This window comes from Nonomuraea sp. NPDC049607 (assembly GCF_040675375.1).
GTDB lineage: Bacteria > Actinomycetota > Actinomycetes > Streptosporangiales > Streptosporangiaceae > Nonomuraea.
In genome coordinates this window covers 155,548-172,629 of sequence record NZ_JBFAOV010000015.1, presented here as the reverse complement: position 1 = coordinate 172,629, position 17,082 = coordinate 155,548, and the positions used below count along the sequence as shown (strand labels likewise).

Below are 17,082 nucleotides of genomic sequence, written 5' to 3'. Positions count from 1 at the left end.
CCGCACGACGACCTGCGGTGAGCGCCGATGAGGGTCCTCGTCGTCGAGGACTTCGAGGTCCTCGCCCGCTCCCTCGGAACCGGGCTGCGCCGCGAGGGCATGGCCGTCGACGTCGTCCTGGACGGAACCGCCGCCCTCGACCGCCTGGCCGCCACCCGCTACGACGTGGTGATCCTCGACCGCGACCTGCCCGGCGTCCACGGCGACGAGATCTGCCGGCGACTCGCCCACAGCCGCGGCACGACCCGCGTGCTGATGCTCACCGCCTCCGGCACGATCGAGGACCGCGTCGACGGGCTCAGCCTCGGCGCCGATGACTATCTGCCCAAGCCGTTCGCGTTCGCCGAACTGGTCGCCCGCGTCCGTGCCCTGGCCCGCCGCGCCACCCCGCCGCTGCCGCCGACCCTGTCGTGCGGGGACATCACCCTGGATCCGGCCCGCCGTGTCGCGTCACGGGCCGGGCGGCGCCTTGAGCTGAGCCCCAGGGAGTTCGCCCTGCTCGAATGCCTGCTCGCCGTGCCCGGCCTGGTCATCTCGGCCGAGGAGCTGCTCGAACGCGTCTGGGACGAGGCCGCCGACCCCTTCACCAGCGCCGTCAAGCACACCATGCACCGGCTGCGCGCCAAACTCGGCGATCCGCCCGTGATCGAGACCGTCCGTGCAGGCGGCTACCGCATCGGGCCGTCATGACCTCGCAGCGGCGCGCCAGAAGATCCCTTCAGACGCGGCTGGCACTCGCCTACGCGGCGGGCTTCTACGCCGCCGGGGTCTTCGTGCTCGTCCTCGTCGCCGTCCCGCTCGCCGGCATCGATGCGGCGACACCCGTAGGGCGCCCCTCATCGAGTGCGATCACCGGGACCGGGCCCGGGATCAGCCTGACCCAGCTCCTCACGGGATCCGCCGTCGCTCTGGTCCTTCTGGTTCCCGTCGCCCTGGCGCTCGGCTGGTTCGTGTCCGGCCGGTTCCTGCGCCCGCTGCGCGCCATCACCGCGACCGCCGAGATCATCTCGACCGGAAGCCTCGACCGGCGCCTCGACCTCGGCGAGCCCATCGACGAGCTGACCGAACTCGGCCACACCCTCGACGACCTGTTCGCCCGCCTTCAGTCCTCCTTCGACGCCCAACGCCACTTCGTCGCCAACGCCTCCCACGAGCTGCGCACCCCTCTCGCCGGCCTGCGCACCCTGCTCGAAGTCGTCCTCGCCGACCCCGATGCCGACACCGGCACCCTGCGCTCGGCCTGCCAGGAGGCCCTCGCTCTCGGCGAGCACCAGGAGCGGCTCGTGCAGGCACTGCTCGCCCTGGCCACCAGCGAGCGCGGCGTCGCCCGCCGGGTCACCCTCGACCTGGCCCACATCGTCGAGGGAGTGCTCGCCTCCCGCCGCCGTCAAGCCACGGAACAAGGCATCGACCTCGCCGAACACCTGACGCCCGCGGTGACGGCCGGGGACCCGGGACTGGTCGAGAGCCTCGTCGCCAACCTCATCGACAACGCCATCCGTCACAACCACCCGGACGGGCAGATACAGATCACCACCCAGACCTCCGGCACGCAGGTGGCCCTGACGGTCACCAACAGCGGGCCGGTCATCCCCGAAGGCGACCTCCAGCGCCTCTTCCAGCCCTTCCAGAAGCTGGCGCCCGATCGTCGCGGCCTCAGCGACGGCTACGGCCTCGGCCTCGCCATCGTGAACGCCGTCACGCAGGCCCACCGCGCCCGCCTTGCCGTTCGCGCACGCCCCGAAGGCGGCTTGTCCATCACCGTGCACTTCACGCAGTGAAGACCTCTCGCCGACTGCTGCACCGGCTCATGAGGGTTCGGGACGATGCAAGGACCTGTGCTCGGGCGCGATCAGACGCCGGCCTCATTCGTTGCGCAGGCGCGCGGCCAGGATCTTCGCGTACTTCATGGTCGCCTGCTCGTCGTCCTCGACCCGCAGGACGACGACGAGCCCGCCCGCCGCCACGAGGGCCTGATCCCGCTGGTTGTGCACGTTCACGTCGGGCCGCAGGTACGCGCCCTTCCCGAGGTCCGGCGGGCGGCGCATGAGGGGACCGTACTGCTCGTCGGACGCGCGCACGGCGGCCAGGATCCGGTCGGCGAACGAAGGCGTGGACGACAGCCAGGCGACGCCGATCCGGACGACATGCTCGTGTTCGTCGTGCGGGATCAGCGTGCAGGTGGCGTGTGGGGCGGAGAACCGGGCCGCCGGCCGGCGGTCGTACGGCCTGCCGCCACCGGGCAGCGTGTTCTCCGGGAGCAGCGTGCACGGGTCCGGCCAGGCGTCGAAGCGCGTTCCGTACACCTGGACCGCCTTCTCCTCGCGGTCCGCCCCCTCCAGGCGGTGAACGGTCACCGCGGGCCCGTCCGCGCCGACCGCTCTGACGACCACGGAGTCGCCCGAGACGCCGAGAATCGTGGCACCCTGTCGATGGACCGGGAGTGGAAAGATCGCGCGTCGCCCGTCCGCCAGCGAGCGGACGTCGAGGAACGTCACGACGTCGTCGGTGTTCGGGTTCAGGAGCGAATAGGCGAATCGGTGATCCGGGCTCACCACGGAGTCCTCGTCGTCGATGTCGAATCCCGCCACGCCGGGTTGCCTCCAGAGCGGCTTCGCCGTTCCGTCATAGGCCGTCAGCGACCGGCCGTCCTCGGCCGCCACGATGACCAGGCCGCCCTCCGGACGCCAGATCACCTGATCCACCGTGAGGCCGGGGCCGGGGACGCGGTGCCGAACGACGCCACCGGCTCCGACGAGTTCCAGCCCGCCGGAGGACTCCCGTACGACCAGCTCCCCCAGCGCCCCGCGCAACGCGGTCGTCTTCCCCTCACCGACGCGTTCCTCCAGCACCTGCGTGCCGTCGCGCGCGTCGAGGACCAGACGCCTGTAGCCGGGCTCGACCCCGCATTGCTCGTCCAGGACGGCGTACCGTCCCCATGACTCAAGACCGGTGGGGGCGCAGTCCAGTGGCTTCTCCCATGCCGTCCGCCCGCTGTCCGGCAGCAGCGCCTGAATGGTCGAACCCCACGTCAGGACCGCCTTGCCGCCGGCGACCACCAGGGCGTCCGCGTGCACCGGCAGCACCCGTGTCCACAGGTTCCGGTCCCGGCCCACGCCGAATCCGGTCACGACGCCGGGGCCCGACCGGTTCCCCGCCTGGACGAGGACGGAGCCGGCCATCACCGACAGGTCGTCGTCGAGGGGAAAGTCCTGACGCCAGAACCGGGTCCGCCCGGTGGCCACATCGTGCGCCTCCAGGTCTCCGGACAGCGACGGGGTCGGCCCGCTCGGCAGGATCACCTCGGTGCCCACGACCGCCGCGAGACGCGCGGGCAGGCCACCGGCGAGCCTGGGCGAGGCGAACGACCACGTCTGGCTGATCCGGGTGGGCAGGGGCGGCGTCGGCGGCGTCGCCCACCAGGCGGAAAGCGGTGACAAGTTCGCCGCGACGGCGATGGCCGCCGCCGCGACCAGCGCCATCACCGGCAGGAGACGCCGCACGCTCAGCATCCCGGCCCCCTGGCGCCCCGCGCGAACCGGGCTGCGACCTCAGGCGCGCGCAGGGCGCGGTAGCCTCGCGAGCCTCCTGCCGGGACGTACACCGTGCCGTACGTCCCGGGCGTGACGGCGCTCGTCACCCGGAACGGCCTGCCGTCGGCGTCGAAGACCTCCCTGGTCTCCGTCCTGCCGTCGTACGCGTAGTCGATCAGGATGGTGAAGTCGTAGACGCCGCGTCCTGGGATCACCGTCATGTCGAGCGTCTGCTGTTCGTCCCGCTTCAGCGAGATGGTCCTGGTCTCGAAGTACGGGCGGCTGCTCGGCGGCGCGCCCAGGAAGGCCGGTGACAACGGATCGAGACGCGCCACCATCTCGACCGTGTCCTCCTCCCCTTGCGTCTCGCAGGCGAGGAGGACGGCAGTCAGCGGCTTGCCGACGCGCTTGACGATCGGGCGGGCGCCGACGATTCGTACCGCCTTGCGCCCGCCGGTCAGCTCCACCCGCACCACGGCCTTGCCCACCACGGCGCCCTCGTGCCGCCGCACCAGGCCGAGCAGTTGTCCCTCCTCGGTCTGTCCGCCGAGGAGGACGCTCCTGTCGGCCCCGCGCGGGCTCGTCCCGAGCGCCATGGTGGGCAGCTGCCCGCGCAACTCGATGACGGTCACGCCGAGGGCCGGGCGTCCGAGGGCGTCGTTCACGTGGTCGCCGGCCGCACCCGCGTCGGCAACCACGCCGAACAGCGTCGTGGACCAGCCTCCGCTCACCGCGAGCGCGATCGCGGTGCACCCCGTCGCCAGCCATGCGAACTTCTTGCCCCATTTCGGGCCGGCCGGCGTTCCGGCGTCAGCCTCTCGTGCCGCGTTCGCCTGGTCGTCATGACGCTCTGGACGATCATCACGGGATTTCATCCGACATCCTGTCCGTGGCCGGAATCGGGGGGAGGGCACCCAGGGTCACAAGGACTTCTGGTCCCAGGGAATCGAGGCGAACCAGAGCCGGGGGATCCAGCTCGGCACGTTCGCGTCATGGACCAGGTTGGTATAGGTCCGCTTCTCCCTCGGGCCCGGGTTGGGAAGGGCGGCGCCGTAGGCCGTGAGGATCTTGTAGGTGTGGTCCATGCAGTTGTTGGCGAGGATGAGATAACCGCCGTTCTCCGCGGCGGAGACGGCCGCTCTGGCGGCTGACTCCTTCCACGCGGATACCTCGGCGCATTTGTACTGGCTGTATCCCTCGGCCTTGCGGAACGCCTCCCGCATCGTGGTGAGGTTGCCCGAGCCCCGCCAGGCTCCGTTGTCCTTGCCCGGGTCGATCTTCCACTGGGCCGTGGGGTTCTCCGTGGCGCCGTAGACGTACTCGTCCCGGCCGACCTGGAATCCCCAGCCGACATGGCCCAGCGTCACCGGGCCGACCGCCGGGCGCTTCGGCGCGAGGAAGACGCAGGCCTGCCCCGTCTTGAGCGGCTCCTCGGCGTCGGGCGTGCCCTTCCTGCCCTCGCGGGCGTCGTCCGGTTCCCTGGTACGCCGGCTGCCGCACTCGGGCACCTGGGTGGTGATGTCGCCGCCGGTGTCGAGCCAGACGTCGGGAATGTACCCGGTCCTGCCGTCGATCTCGGTGTAGTTCCAGTACGGGTTGGTACCGCCCCACCCGCTGATGCTCTGGCTGCCGCGCACGTAGCAACTGACCGTGCCCCGGTGACCGGTCGGGATCCGTGCGGGCACCTTCGAATCGACGCGCGGTTCCGACCGCAGGCCCACGTCGGGCACGGCGCGGACGACGCCGGTCACGACGGCGGCGTCGGCCGCGGACTGGCCGGCCAGGGCGGTGGCGAGCGGGAGGAGCGCCAGCAGAACGGTGCTTCGTTTCCAGAACATGTTCTCTCCCGGAGGGGGGTGGGTGGTCGTCGTGGACCATTTATCGCACCCGGCCACCTGGCCCGACAGTCGTGAAATACAGGGACAGAGGGGGACACGATCCGCCGCACGTGTGGTGCCGCCGAGCCGGTCTAGCGAACGTCGTCCATGGCCCGGTGGCAGGCGGCCAGGGTGGCCGCGCAGGCCAGACGGAGCTGCTCCGCGCCGACGGAGGCGGCCAGCTCGACCGCCTCGCGGGCCAGGGGCAGGGCCTCGGCCGCCCGGTCCAGGGCCAGCAGGTAGCGGGCGGCCCCGTGCAGCGCGCGGGCCAGCAGGCGTGGTTGCTCCGGCGTCAGGCCGCGGAGCAGCACGATCGCCTCGGTCGTCGTGTCCAGGGCGAGCCTGAGGTGTCCGCCGGCGAACTCGTGCTCCGATCGCGTGTACAGCTCCAGCGCCCGTTCGAAGGTCTCTTCCATCCGGTTCACGAGGCGCCTCCCGACGTCCAGCAGGCCCCTGCTTCCCGTGGTGCCGTACTCACATCCAGATCATGGACGTACGGCACCACTCGCGTCTGTCCCGGCCCCTGTCCCCATTTCGGGGGACAGAGGAAGGACGATCTCCACAGTGACGCCCCGCCCCGGTGCGGAGTCGATGATCACCGTTCCGCCCGCGCTCTCGATCCGGCCCTCGATCGACTGCCCGAGACCGAAACCTGGCCCCTGCCCGCGGGTGAAGCCACACCCGTCGTCGGCCACCCGTACCACGAGCCGTCCACCCAACAGTCGCGCGGTCACCTGGGCGTGCCTGGTGCCGGCGTGCTTGACCACGTTGGCCAGGGCCTCCTGAACAGCTCCAGCCATCGCGGCGACGCTGCCGGCAGGCAACGGCGGGCTGTCAGCGAGGTCGGAGACCACCTCCAGGCCGAGTGCCCGCGCACGCGTGATCACCGCCGTCAGGGATTCGCGCACGGTCGAGGGACCGTCTTCCCCCTCCAGGTATCGACGCAGCCAAACGGCCTGGTCGGCGACGTGTCCACGCAGTTGCGGATCGGCGACCTGATGCTCCCCCGTCAGCCGGTCGAACAGCCGCAGCACCCGTTCGCTGATCAGCTCGGCGTGGGCGGCGCGCTCTTGCTGCGCGGCCAGGTCCGCCGCCGCCTCGACCGCCTTCTCCCGGGCGGCGTCCACCTCGTCGGAGTAGTTCCGCAGGGTCCTGGCCACGTACCACGACATCACGGCGATGACGGGCAGGCCGACCGCCACGGCGGGGCGCTCGGGCTGCGGCACGCCTGCCGAGACCGCCACCGTCAGCGGCGTGATCGAGCCAACGAGGAGCGGAGCGGAAGCCAGGGCGAGACCCGCGCCGACGACGACCACATAGGCGTAGGGGTAGGTCCACCACTGACCGGTGGCGGGACTGCAGAACACGGCCGTGACCGCGACGAAGACCGCGTCCGCGACGAAGATCCACCCCGGTGAGAGGGCACGACGGCGGGCGACCCACACCACGAGCGCCGTCGCCTCCACAACGGCGGCGGCGAGGAAGAGAGGGAACCCGTCGAGACGGCCGCTGACGGCCGCCGCCACCAGTTGCACGCCGTACCCCGCCCGCAGGGCGACGAGGGCCAGCATCAGCGAGTGCTCGGTGCCCTTCCTGCCGAGCGCGTACGGCCTCATGGCCGGGCCACCCGGAACTCGATGTCGCTGCCCTCGCCCGGTGTGAAGATCACCTCGGTTTCGACCCCGGGATGTGCCCCCTCCTGGGCGGGCGGCCCCGGGTGGGTGATCGTGACCAGCGGGCCTGCGTCCACGACCTCAGCGAAGATCACGACTTTGCCCGGGACCCGCTCCGCCGCGGCCAGCCTGGTGACGTATTCGCGGACCGCGGTGGCGATCTCCTCCGGCACCGCCGGCCCGTCCGGCGATGTCAGCTCGGCAGTGAGACCGAGGCGGCGGGCATGGTCCGCGACCGCGCCCATTCCACCGTCCCCAGCCGTACCTCGCCCGCCTGAGCCGATGAGCGTTCTGAGCCGCCCCGCCTCGGCCCTGACCTGATCCCGCAACTCCGGCCCCGCGACCCGTCCCTGGTGACCGAGCAGTTCCAAGGTCTGGAGCACCTGGTCATGGATGACGCGGGCGTGCGCGGCCCGCTCCCTCACGATCGCGGCCGCGGCCTCCGCGGTCATCGCCTCCTGGCGCGCCGCGTCCACCTCCGCTCCCCTTCTGCGTACGGCTCGCGCCACGAGAACCCCCACCATCGTGTTGACGGTGAGCGTGGCCAGGTCGAAGGAGGCGTCCGGAAGAGGATTGCCGGTCATCGGCGCGGCCGCGGTGACCGCGGCCAGCATCGGCGCCAGCGCGGGCAGGGAGACGCGCCATCCGCCGCCGCCCAATCCGATCCCGATGACGTACGGCACCGCGTAGTCGAACGGCCAGTTGTCCCACGCGTGCGGCCGGGCGCTGCCTGTCAGCACGGCCAGCGTCATCGCGGCGAGGAACAGCCCGTCGGCCAGCACGGCCCAGCCCGGCGGCAGCCTGCCCGCCCGCCACGACAGCCCGGTCACCACCGCGCTCTCGGCCAGCGCGACCGCCATCAGCCAGTGGCGGGACTCGCCGCTCAACGCCATGGCCACGACGATGACCGCCGACGTGGTCCTGACGACCGTGAACGCCACGAGCAGCCAGCGTTCGGCGGCCGCCACGCCACCGGCGAGGCCGGCCGCGCCGCTCATTCCCCCGGAGGACGCAGGCCGAGTTCGTCCGCCGCGCGAACGAGGTCCGCCATCGCCCCCAGCCCCAGCTTGACCCTGATGCGCTTGATCAACGTGTCGACGGTCGACTCCGCCACGCCCATTCTGCTGGCGGTCTGCCTGCGGGTCCGCCCCTTGGCCAGATGAGCCAGCACTTCGGCTTCCCGCGGCGACAACGCCGGCCTGCCCGCCAGCAGCGAGGAGGGAGTGGCGAGCTGGCCGTGCAGGATGCCGGCCAGCCCGCTGCCGAGCACGAACCCCCCTGAGGCCACCGACACCACGGCGGCGTGGAACTCGGCGGGTTCGGAACTCTTGGTCAGATAGCCGCTGGCCCCCGCTTGGATGGCCGCCACCACGTCGGCCTGCTCGCCCGAGACCGACATCACCAGAACTCTGGACCTGGCCGACCAGTCGGCGATGACCGGTACCGATGGCCTGCCGTTCTGCAGATAGAGATCCAGCAGCAGGACATCCGCCTCATGGGGCACCTTGGCCGGGTCCGCGGTGCTCGCCACGACGGTGACCTGCGACGACTGCTCGAAGAAGCGGGTGATGCCTTCAAGCATGAATGGGTGATCGTCCACGACAGCGAGCTTGATCACTGCCCTGCCTTCATAGGGGTGGTCATATCAATTCATTCTTTACCCACCGGACATCGCGATCAAGAAATCGGCACCTCCTCATCTCCGTTTTCGTGGCACTTCATTCTCGACGCCGGCAGGGCGGGGGACGTTGTCATCTGCGGGACCTCCCATCCTGGTCAGGCGGCCGAAGAGCCCGTGCTGCTCGAAGATTGTGCGGCCGTTGAACCGGCCCCGGGAGGCACGGGACTGCCGCCATGCGCTGGATTTGCGGGCGGCCGCGGGAAGAAGAACTCGGACTTCGCCTGGCACGGGACCCGAGCCCCCGACCTGTGTGGAACCTGTCTTCGCCGTTCCTCACAGATCCTCAACAGGACGTCAACAGCCGCCGTCCTACCTTCCTCTCACCAGCTCGAACGGAAGATCTCGACCGGAGGAAGCAGGACATGAAACCGATCATGAAGCTCACCACCGCCGTAGCCGTGACAGCGCTCTCCATGGGCATGGTGAGCACGACCGCGCAGGCGTCGGAGCGGGTCGGAACCGCGCGCGTCTCCAGCGTCACCGCGAGCGCCGCGGCCTCCCTGGCCGGCGGCTGCCAGGCCGCGAAGAGCAACTGGGGGAACATCAAGGCCTACTACTACACCCAGGGCAAGTACGACTACTTCAACCGGATCAACTGGTTCCTCGGCGGTCCCGGCCTGCGGAACAAGAACAACGTCCGGCTGCGGATCCGGCTGGAGCGGCGTGGACTGCCGGACAAGACGATCTGGTCGTACACGTCCGGGGACAACGTGTCGCCCGGCAGCGGCGGGAGGTCGGTCCCCAACCTCAGGGTCAAGCGGAGCGACAAGGTGCACGTCGACTTCAACTTCGTCTTCGACCGCAGCGGCAAGGACCCGCACTGCGGCGACCGTACCAACAGCCTCTGACCTCCTGAGACCGTCGCCGAGGGCGCGACGCTGAGGCCCTCCGCTCCCCGAACGTGGCTCGTGGGGGGGCGGAGGCCGGTCAGCCTCGTTTGGTGCGCCAGCGGGAGGTGCGGAACCCGTCGGAGCGCTCCAGGAGGAAGGTCAGCCGGGCGGCCGTCTGGCGTACGCCGTCGTCGTGCCGGTGCCGCTTGTCGGGGGCGAGGCGGGAGCGCAGGTCGAGAATGTGGGCCAGCTCCCCGGCCACCTCCGAGACCACCCGGTAGCGGATGCCGAAGGAGTGCAGGTCGCCGTGCACGTCGTCGACCAGGTCCTCGTCCACGTGCCGGAGCAGGGGCTTGAGCTTGCCGAGCAGTTGGGCGTCCATTCCGGCCACGGGCGCCCTGCGGCGGGTGTCGTCGGCCGGCATGGCGACCAGGGCGCGGACCCGCGTGAACGCCAGCGCCCGTTCGGCGTCCGGGGTGGAAGGGTGTTCGGCGAGGTCCAGCAGGCGCCGCAGGGTCTCCTGCGTTTTGTCGTCGAACATGACGACAAGTCTATTCACTCCAGCTCAGGCGCTCTTCACGGCGACCTTGAGGCGGCGCCGCGGGGAGAGGACGGCTACCGGGCCAGGGCAGCCATGAGTTTGCCGGTGAACCGGTGCATGTGGGGGTCGAGGGTGTCGCCTGGCTCGGCGAGGACCTGTCGCAGCGGCAGCCACTTGATCGCCCTCGTCGAAGGAGGTGACGGCCCCTGCCGTGGACCGCAGGACGTACCACAACGACACGTCGGTGTGCTGTTCGTACCTGCGGGTTCGGGTGACGGTCAGGAAGAACGGCCTGTTTCCGGAGACCGCCGACGGGAGGGCCTCGGTGTGCAGTTCCTCTCTGCACTCGCGCAGAACCGTGTCCCACGGGTCCTCCATCGGCTCGACGTGGCCGCCGCCGGGAAGCCAGAGGCCGGCCTTGCGGTGGGCGACGAGCAGCAGCTCCGCGCGGGCCTCGTCGGGGGCCACGAAGTAGCTGACCAGGTGCATCGGCGGGACATCGGGCTTCCGCAGCCGGTACAGCGGAGCGCCGCTGGCGATCCACTCCGCCGCCGTGGTGAGGTGCGCGCGCTCCTGCTCGTCCCAGGGGACGACGCCCTCCAGCAACTCGGTCAGCCGACTCCGAAGAGGAACGTCCGGGCCGTCGATGGCAGTCACGTCTCTCATCATGCCAAGGCCGGGCGCACCGCTAGAAGCCGCTGGATGACCGTGGCCGCGAGGGGCCATGCCCCGCGGTCCAGCAGGTCGAGGACGAGTGCCGCGATGTTCCACGCGTCGTCCTCGCCGCGGTGATGGCGTCCTTCGAGGGGCAGTCCGGCGATCTGCAGGGCGTGATCCATGCCGGGCTTCCTGGGCAGCCCGTACGCCGCCGCGAACACGGCCTTGGCGTTGGTGTGGGTGCGTTCCGTCGGATGGCCGAACGGGTAGGCCACCCCCTCGGCCTTGCTCTGCCGGGCGAACTGCCGGCGGTCGTACTCGCCCCAGCTCGCCCAGGGGCGCTGCCCGGCCTCGTACTCCTCGACGAGGATCCGGCACGCCTCGGCGAAGGTGACGCCCTGGTCCACCTCGGATCGCGTCAGGCCGGTCAGCTCGGTGCAGAAGTCACTCACGGCCGACCGGGCAGGACGGACCAGGATGCGGTGCCGGGAGACGCGGCGCCGGGCCGGCACGTCGACGACGGTGAGGCCGATCTCGATGATCTCGTTCACGGAGCCGGGCGGAGGTTGCCCGTCCCAGCAGGTGGCTTCCACATCGATGACGTTCAGCAGGGCGGATTCGTGACGCATGGGGTGAGCGTAGGGATGCGCGCCCGGCTCCGGCACCCCGATTTCCGCGTGCCCGGACCGTCTACCGGGCCGACTCGCCGTAGAGGGAGGTCATCCAGATGTGGGTGAGGACCTCGACGAGGGTGTCCTCGTCGGCGAAGGGGGCCACGTCGAGGGCGGCGAGGTAGTAGAGGCGTTCGCCGAGCCAGGTCAGCGCCGCGCCCAGGGCGGCCGGATCGACGCCGGGGGCGGTGGCGTCGTCAGTGGTGATGCGTTCGGTGGTGGCGGCCGTGAAGCCCGCCATCTGGTCGCGCCACAGCGCGGTGAGCTCGGGGTCGGTGCGCCAGTTCTCCACGATGGCTCGCAGCACGGGCGCCTCCTCGCGCCACAGGCGGGCGCCGTGGCTGATGCCGTGCCGTACGGAGGCCCGCCGCTGGTCGGGTTCGTCGTGCGTGAGCCAGGGCTGCGCGACCTCGTGACCACGGGCGATGGCACGACGGACGAGCTCGGCCAGGACCTCGTGCTTGCTCGCGAAGTAGAAGTAGAAGCTGCCGCGCGCCACCTGGGCGGCGGCCAGGATGTCGGCCACGCTCAGCTCGTCGAAGCGCCGCTCGTCGAGGAGCCCGCGCGTGGCGGCCAGGATCACCTCGCGCAGGTCGCGGCCGTCGTCCTTCGGCTGTGGGGCGCGCCGGCCCGCTCTCGCCTCCATTCTCGGAATCCTAGCGTCTAGACAGTATGTCTAGACGCTATGTACAGTCCTCGCCATGAGACACACGACGTTCGGAACGAGCGGGTTGCGGGTCTCCGAGATGATCCTCGGGACGATGGGCTTCGGCGAGGACTGGGGCTGGGGCGCTCCCCTTGAGGAGTGCCGCAGGATGTTCACCGCGTACGCCGAGGCCGGCGGGAACATGATCGACACGGCCAACAGCTACACCGAGGGCTCCAGCGAACGCATCGTCGGCGAGCTGATCGGCAAGGAACGCGACCGGTACGTGCTCAGCACCAAGTACACGCTGTCGATGGACCGCGACGACCCCAACGCCTCGGGCAACCACCGCAAGAGCCTCAGGCGATCGGTGGAGGAGAGCCTGCGGCGCCTCGGCACCGACTACCTGGACCTGCTGTGGGTGCACATCTGGGACCCCGCCACCCCGATCGAGGAGACGTTACGCGCCCTCGACGACCTGGTACGCGCGGGCAAGGTGCTCTACCTGGGCTTCTCCGACGTGCCCGCCTGGGTGATCGCGCGCGCCGACACCATCGCCGAGCTGCGCGGCTGGACGTCGTTCATCGGACTGCAGCTGTCCTACAGCCTGCTGGAGCGCGACATCGAGCGCGAGTTGCTGCCGATGGCCGAGACGCTGGGCCTGTCGGTGGCCGCGTGGGCGCCGCTGGCCCGCGGGGTGCTGTCCGGGAAGTTCACCCGCACCGACGCCACCGCCGGGTCCAGGATCAGCCGCGACGCCGTACCCGACCGCCATCTGGCGATCGCCGTCGAGGTCGACGCCGTCGCCGACGAGCTCGGCGTCTCCTCCTCCCAGGTCGCCCTCGCCTGGACCCGGGCGCACCGCCGCTGGATCCACCCGATCTCCGGCGCCAGGACGCTCGACCAGCTCACCGACAACCTCGCCGCCTGTGAGCTGCGGTTGCCACCGGAGGTGGTGGAGCGGCTCGACGAGGCCAGCGCCTTCCCGCTCGGGTTCCCGCAGAACTTCATCGAGATGTCGCGCGAGTTCGTCTACGGCCCCTCGATCGGCCGCTTCGACCGCCGAGTGCCGTGAGGCGGCCGGCCGGCTCAGCCTTGACCGATGTCACTTGAGGGCACGGCAGGGTACGCCGATCCCGCACGGTTGCCGCCTTTGGTGCAGCGGGCGGTCGAGGTCGCGCGGCGGGCGGGCTTCGTGACGTCCTGCCGTCCCGAGCAAGGCCGGTTGCTGCCGGCGCGGGCCCGTGCCCGGGCGGTTCGGACGTCTCCGCGACCCGTCTGCCCGATTCATGACGATGTCATGTGCAGCCGATGATCACGTCTCTGGTTCGTGTCGTCCCTGGCCAGCAGGGTTGTCTTCAGTCGATCTGAAGGAGACGTCATGACTTCCCTGCGCTGGAGAACCTGGCACGGCCCGCTCGTCGCCTGTGCCCTCGCGATGGCGGCGCTCGCGTTGGTGAGCGGCGTCGGCCTGGTGGTCGACGGACGGACGGTCATGGGCGAAGGGGTGTGGCTCAAGCCGTTCAAGTTCGCCGCCTCCTTCGCCCTGTACGCGCTCACCCTCGCCTGGATGATCAGCCAGGTGGAACGGTGGCGGCGGACCCTGTGGTGGCTGGGCACGGTCACGGTGGCGCTGTTCGTACTGCCGGAGATCTCCGCGATCACCTTCCAGGCCGTGCGCGGGGTGCGCAGCCACTTCAACTTCGCCACCACGCTCGACAAGTCGGTGTTCATGCTGATGGGAGGGGCCGCCTACCTGGGCTGGGCGCTCACGCTGGCGCTGGGGATCTTCCTGGTCATGCAGCGCCGGGTGAACCGGGCGATGGCCTGGGCGATCCCGCTGGGGGTGGCGATCTCGCTGGCGGGCATGTCGGTCGGCTACCTGATGACCGCGCCGACGCCGGAGCAGGCGCAGGCGCTGGCCGGCGGCCTCAAGCTGATCACGATCGGCGCGCACACGGTCGGCGCGGCGGACGGCGGCGCGGGGATGCCGCTGCTCGGCTGGGCGACCGGCGGCGGCGACCTGCGGGCGGCCCACTTCGTCGGGCTGCACGCGCTGCAGGTGCTGCCGCTGATCGCGCTGTGGGTGCGCCGGGTCCCGCTGGTGATCGTGGCCGCGTTCGGTTACGCCGGTCTCACCGGGCTGCTGATCTGGCAGGCACAGCGCGGCCAGGCGCTCATCCACCCCGACGGGACCACTCTGCTCGCCGCCGGCGCGCTCCTGGCGGTGGTGCTGGCGGCTGCGGCGGCCGTCCAGGTCCGCTTCACGCTGCGCCCGCGCCTGACGCAGGCGCAGGCCGCCCGTTCCTGACCGCACAGCCCCTGACAGCACAGGTCCCCGACAGCACAGCCCCTGATGTGACGCGCCGCGTGCCGCGACGCGTCACGTCGACGTCTTCGGCCGTGGACCGGTCAGCTCGCGGCCGGAACGGCGGGCTTGTCGTCCGTCCAGCCGGCCTTGTACGTCGTCACGCCGGACTTGCCGAGCACCGCCTTGCCGCCGTCCTTGAGGTCGGTGTACTCGGCCAGCAGCGTCATGGCCGAGGTGTCCACAAGGAGCTGCTGCTTGAGCACCGTCCCCTTCCTTGACGAGACGGGCAGGGCGAGCTTCTGGCCCGAGCGGCCCAGCGGGTCCTTGTCCCGGCCGAGATCGCCGACGCCCTTGGTGGTCTTCAGCACCTGGTAGGCGGCGGCCCGGACCTTGTCGGGCACCGGGTTCACGTACAGGAGCTCGACCGCCCGCTCGGCGACATACCGGTCGAGGTTGACCAGCCAGTCGTTCCTCGTGGCCTTCGGGTCGGTGCTCTTCGCCTCTTCGGCGGCCTCGTCGATCCAGGCGTCGACCTCGGCGGTCAGCTGCTTCCTGAGCGCCTCGGCGTCCGTCGGCAGCTCCTGGAGCTGCTGGTAGGAAACGTACTTCTCGCCCAGCCGGAACCCGTCGGGCCGGTCCTCCTGCGCTTTGACGGATCCCTTGCCCGGCCGGGTGGACAGGTGGATCTTCATGCCTTCCGTGCGGTAGTCCCAGGTGGTCGGAGATCCGTCGGCGCGCCAGGCGGCCTCGTCCTTCTTGGTCGCGGGCCTGGCTCCCAGCTCACGCATGCCGGTCCAGGCCTTGCCGTTCGGCGACAGCCACTCGGTGGTGACGTTGCGCTGGGTCAGGTGGTAGCCGCTGCCGACCGGGCGGGGGTGGGTGGTGGTGTAGATCGTCTCGACCCGCCAGTACGCCCCCTTCGGCGCGTCGGCGGACGCCGGGACAGCGGCCACACCGGCGAACAGCAGCCCGGCGGCGACGGCAAGGGTGATTCTCATGCGTTCTCCTTCAACGGGTTGGCATCCGCCCAGCGGCTGTCCTGGATCGCGGTGTACGTCAGGAGCAGGCCGTCCGCGGCGGATCGGACTTCGAGGGAAAGGGGTCTGCCGGAGGCGGGGTCGATCACCAGCCGGGTCCTGGTCGCCCCTCGGTGGTCCGGCGGCGCGAACTCGCCGGACTCGTACTCGACCGCCTGCCCGGCCCGGCCCAGCACGTCGGTCGCCTGCCCGACGGCGGCGACCCCGGGCAGGGAGGCGAGCAGCCGGTACGCGGCGGCCCTGGTCGCGTTCGTCACCGGCGCGAAGAACAGCAGCCGCGCCGCGGTGTCGATGGTCGTACGGTCGTCGGCGGCGAAGAACGCCTTCAGCCCTTCAGGGGTGTCGGGGACCTCGCTCATCTTGGTCAGGGGCTTGCCCGCCGTGAGGATGCGGAAGTCCCAGTCCTCGGTCGACCAGGTCCGCCGCTCGCCGGGTCCGGACCGTACGACACCGGAGCGCCCGGTTTCCGAGGGCTTGTCGTACGTCCAGGACGTCGGCGAGCCGTCGGCGGCCCACGCCGCCTCGTCCTGGGGCGTCGCGGGCCTGATCCCCTGGGGGGTCGAGCGGTACCAGGTGAGCCCTTCGGGGTCCGCGGGCATCCAGGTCTCGACCGACTCGCTCTCCCGCAGGACGTACCGTCCGCCCGGCTCGTGGAACTGCCGGCCGCGGACCTCCGTGCTGCCCCACCACCCGCCTTCGTCGGGCACGGCAGCCACTGAGGCGGCCGCGACCAGCAGGAACCGCTTGCCGTCGGCCTGGACGGCCACGCCATGAGAGGCGGGCACGACGTTCACCGCGACGTTCACCGCGACGATCGCGGCCGCCGCGGCGGCCCCGGCCAGGCCGAGCGCCAGCGCACTCCACCTGGGGCGGCCACGCCGTGGACGCTCCCGGGCGAAGGCGGCTGCCAGCCGTTCGCGCCCGGCCCGCTCGACCTCGGGCGACAACGGCGGCGGGGGCAGCAGGTCCCGCACCGCCCGGTAATCATCCATCAGACCCTCCAAGCAGCGGATTGACACCGCCCAGGGCGGCACGAAGCTTCCTGCGGACCCGCGACAGGCGGGATCCGACGGTCCCGTACGGGATGTCGAGCGCCTGGGCCACCTCCTGGTGGCTCAACTCGGCCAGCGCGCTCAGCAGCAGCACGTCCCGGTCGCCGTCGGACAGCGCCCGCAGCCCGGCCGCGAGCCGCCCCTGTGCGTTCGCGGCGTCCATGCGGGTGACCACGCGGTCCTCGTGGCCGTGCTCCCGATCGTCGTCCACGCCGGCGCCGCGTTGCAGCGCGGCCAGCCGCCGGGCCTCGGCCCGCCGGTGCAGCCCGATCACGACGCCGGCGAAGCCGTACAACCAGGGACGGACCGTGCCACGCCGGGGATCGAACGTCCCACGCTTCTTGAACGCGGCCAGGAACACCTCGGCCGTGAGATCGTCAGCGGCCTGCCCGTCGAGCCGTCTGCCCAGGTAGGCGTGGATCTCGCGTACGTACCGGTCGTAGATCTCGCCGAAGCGGTCGGGTGACCGGCGTGACAGCTCCACCAGAGCCTCGTCGCTGATCGTCTCCCGCGGATCGGCGAGATCCGGAGCCGTCGAATTGGCAGTCACATCCCCTACTCATCCGATGCGGT

19 protein-coding genes are annotated in these 17,082 nt (G+C 71.0%); 5 read left to right on the top strand and 14 right to left on the bottom strand.

The genetic code is table 11. The annotated features are described in order from the left end of the window. Positions 1 to 27 precede the first annotated feature (27 nt). Together AB0J97_RS27965 and AB0J97_RS27960 are read left to right on the top strand one after the other, a co-directional pair. Positions 28 to 690, top strand: coding sequence for a response regulator transcription factor (locus AB0J97_RS27965; RefSeq protein ID WP_364093587.1), 663 nt, complete (start codon positions 28 to 30; stop codon positions 688 to 690). Next, on the top strand, positions 687 to 1,781 hold the full coding sequence (locus AB0J97_RS27960) for a HAMP domain-containing sensor histidine kinase (protein ID WP_364093584.1): 1,095 nt from the start codon (positions 687 to 689) through the stop codon (positions 1,779 to 1,781). Before AB0J97_RS27965 ends, AB0J97_RS27960 begins: the two co-directional genes overlap by 4 nt. Positions 1,782 to 1,865: 84 nt before the next feature. Here AB0J97_RS27960 and AB0J97_RS27955 read toward each other — a convergent pair whose 3' ends face one another. The 7 genes from AB0J97_RS27955 to AB0J97_RS27925 all read right to left on the bottom strand — a co-directional run bounded on the left by AB0J97_RS27955 (position 1,866) and on the right by AB0J97_RS27925 (position 8,701). Then, positions 1,866 to 3,503: a hypothetical protein gene (locus tag AB0J97_RS27955; protein WP_364093581.1), complete on the bottom strand. Its 1,638-nt coding sequence runs from the start codon at positions 3,501 to 3,503 to the stop codon at positions 1,866 to 1,868. Positions 3,504 to 3,505: 2 nt separating this feature from the next. Further along, a complete protein-coding gene (locus AB0J97_RS27950) occupies positions 3,506 to 4,408 on the bottom strand; it encodes a hypothetical protein (protein ID WP_364093578.1) in 903 nt (300 codons plus the stop codon). 45 nt (positions 4,409 to 4,453) lie between these two features. Next, positions 4,454 to 5,371 (bottom strand): hypothetical protein, encoded by a 918-nt coding sequence (locus tag AB0J97_RS27945; protein WP_364093575.1) that lies wholly within the window; start codon positions 5,369 to 5,371, stop codon positions 4,454 to 4,456. Positions 5,372 to 5,502: 131 nt separating this feature from the next. Beyond that, positions 5,503 to 5,835 carry a hypothetical protein gene (locus AB0J97_RS27940; RefSeq protein WP_364093571.1) on the bottom strand — a complete coding sequence of 111 codons (333 nt, stop codon included), beginning with the start codon at positions 5,833 to 5,835 and terminating at the stop codon, positions 5,503 to 5,505. A 60-nt stretch (positions 5,836 to 5,895) separates the two neighbouring features. Beyond that, positions 5,896 to 7,026, bottom strand: a complete 1,131-nt coding sequence (locus tag AB0J97_RS27935; protein ID WP_364093568.1) for an ATP-binding protein — start codon at positions 7,024 to 7,026, stop codon at positions 5,896 to 5,898. After that, a complete protein-coding gene (locus AB0J97_RS27930; protein ID WP_364093565.1) occupies positions 7,023 to 8,081 on the bottom strand; it encodes a hypothetical protein in 1,059 nt (352 codons plus the stop codon). Before AB0J97_RS27930 ends, AB0J97_RS27935 begins: the two co-directional genes overlap by 4 nt. Next, positions 8,078 to 8,701, bottom strand: coding sequence for a response regulator transcription factor (locus AB0J97_RS27925; RefSeq protein ID WP_357703505.1), 624 nt, complete (start codon positions 8,699 to 8,701; stop codon positions 8,078 to 8,080). The genes AB0J97_RS27930 and AB0J97_RS27925 overlap by 4 nt, the downstream gene beginning before the upstream one ends. A 425-nt stretch (positions 8,702 to 9,126) precedes the next feature. Here AB0J97_RS27925 and AB0J97_RS27920 point away from each other — a divergent pair, with 425 nt between their 5' ends. Then, complete coding sequence (locus AB0J97_RS27920; RefSeq protein WP_357703507.1) at positions 9,127 to 9,612, top strand: hypothetical protein; 486 nt, start codon at positions 9,127 to 9,129, stop codon at positions 9,610 to 9,612. Positions 9,613 to 9,691: 79 nt separating this feature from the next. On the opposite strand, the gene AB0J97_RS27915 is transcribed toward AB0J97_RS27920, so the two are convergent. The 4 genes from AB0J97_RS27915 to AB0J97_RS27900 all read right to left on the bottom strand — a co-directional run bounded on the left by AB0J97_RS27915 (position 9,692) and on the right by AB0J97_RS27900 (position 12,109). Then, the gene (locus tag AB0J97_RS27915) at positions 9,692 to 10,135 is read right to left on the bottom strand and encodes a hypothetical protein (protein ID WP_364093561.1); all 444 of its coding nucleotides are present in this window, start codon (positions 10,133 to 10,135) and stop codon (positions 9,692 to 9,694) included. Between the two features lie 24 nt (positions 10,136 to 10,159). After that, complete coding sequence (locus tag AB0J97_RS27910) at positions 10,160 to 10,792, bottom strand: NUDIX domain-containing protein (protein ID WP_364093558.1); 633 nt, start codon at positions 10,790 to 10,792, stop codon at positions 10,160 to 10,162. Positions 10,793 to 10,800: 8 nt separating this feature from the next. Next, positions 10,801 to 11,421 carry a 3'-5' exonuclease gene (locus AB0J97_RS27905; RefSeq protein WP_364093556.1) on the bottom strand — a complete coding sequence of 207 codons (621 nt, stop codon included), beginning with the start codon at positions 11,419 to 11,421 and terminating at the stop codon, positions 10,801 to 10,803. Between the two features lie 61 nt (positions 11,422 to 11,482). After that, a complete protein-coding gene (locus AB0J97_RS27900; protein WP_364093552.1) occupies positions 11,483 to 12,109 on the bottom strand; it encodes a helix-turn-helix domain-containing protein in 627 nt (208 codons plus the stop codon). 55 nt (positions 12,110 to 12,164) lie between these two features. On the opposite strand from AB0J97_RS27900, the gene AB0J97_RS27895 reads away from it, so the two are divergent. Both AB0J97_RS27895 and AB0J97_RS27890 read left to right on the top strand, forming a co-directional pair. Beyond that, entirely contained in the window at positions 12,165 to 13,184 is a 1,020-nt protein-coding gene (locus AB0J97_RS27895) for an aldo/keto reductase (protein WP_364093549.1), read from the top strand. Between the two features lie 306 nt (positions 13,185 to 13,490). After that, the gene (locus AB0J97_RS27890; RefSeq protein WP_364093546.1) at positions 13,491 to 14,420 is read left to right on the top strand and encodes a hypothetical protein; all 930 of its coding nucleotides are present in this window, start codon (positions 13,491 to 13,493) and stop codon (positions 14,418 to 14,420) included. Between the two features lie 101 nt (positions 14,421 to 14,521). Here the strand turns inward: AB0J97_RS27890 and AB0J97_RS27885 are convergent, their stop codons facing one another. The 3 genes from AB0J97_RS27885 to AB0J97_RS27875 are packed head-to-tail and all read right to left on the bottom strand — an operon-like array spanning position 14,522 to position 17,059. Then, positions 14,522 to 15,418 (bottom strand): hypothetical protein, encoded by an 897-nt coding sequence (locus AB0J97_RS27885; RefSeq protein ID WP_364093543.1) that lies wholly within the window; start codon positions 15,416 to 15,418, stop codon positions 14,522 to 14,524. After that, positions 15,415 to 16,449: a hypothetical protein gene (locus AB0J97_RS27880; protein WP_364093540.1), complete on the bottom strand. Its 1,035-nt coding sequence runs from the start codon at positions 16,447 to 16,449 to the stop codon at positions 15,415 to 15,417. Before AB0J97_RS27880 ends, AB0J97_RS27885 begins: the two co-directional genes overlap by 4 nt. Then, complete coding sequence (locus AB0J97_RS27875) at positions 16,442 to 17,059, bottom strand: RNA polymerase sigma factor (protein WP_357703531.1); 618 nt, start codon at positions 17,057 to 17,059, stop codon at positions 16,442 to 16,444. Before AB0J97_RS27875 ends, AB0J97_RS27880 begins: the two co-directional genes overlap by 8 nt. Between the last annotated feature and the right edge of the window lie 23 nt (positions 17,060 to 17,082).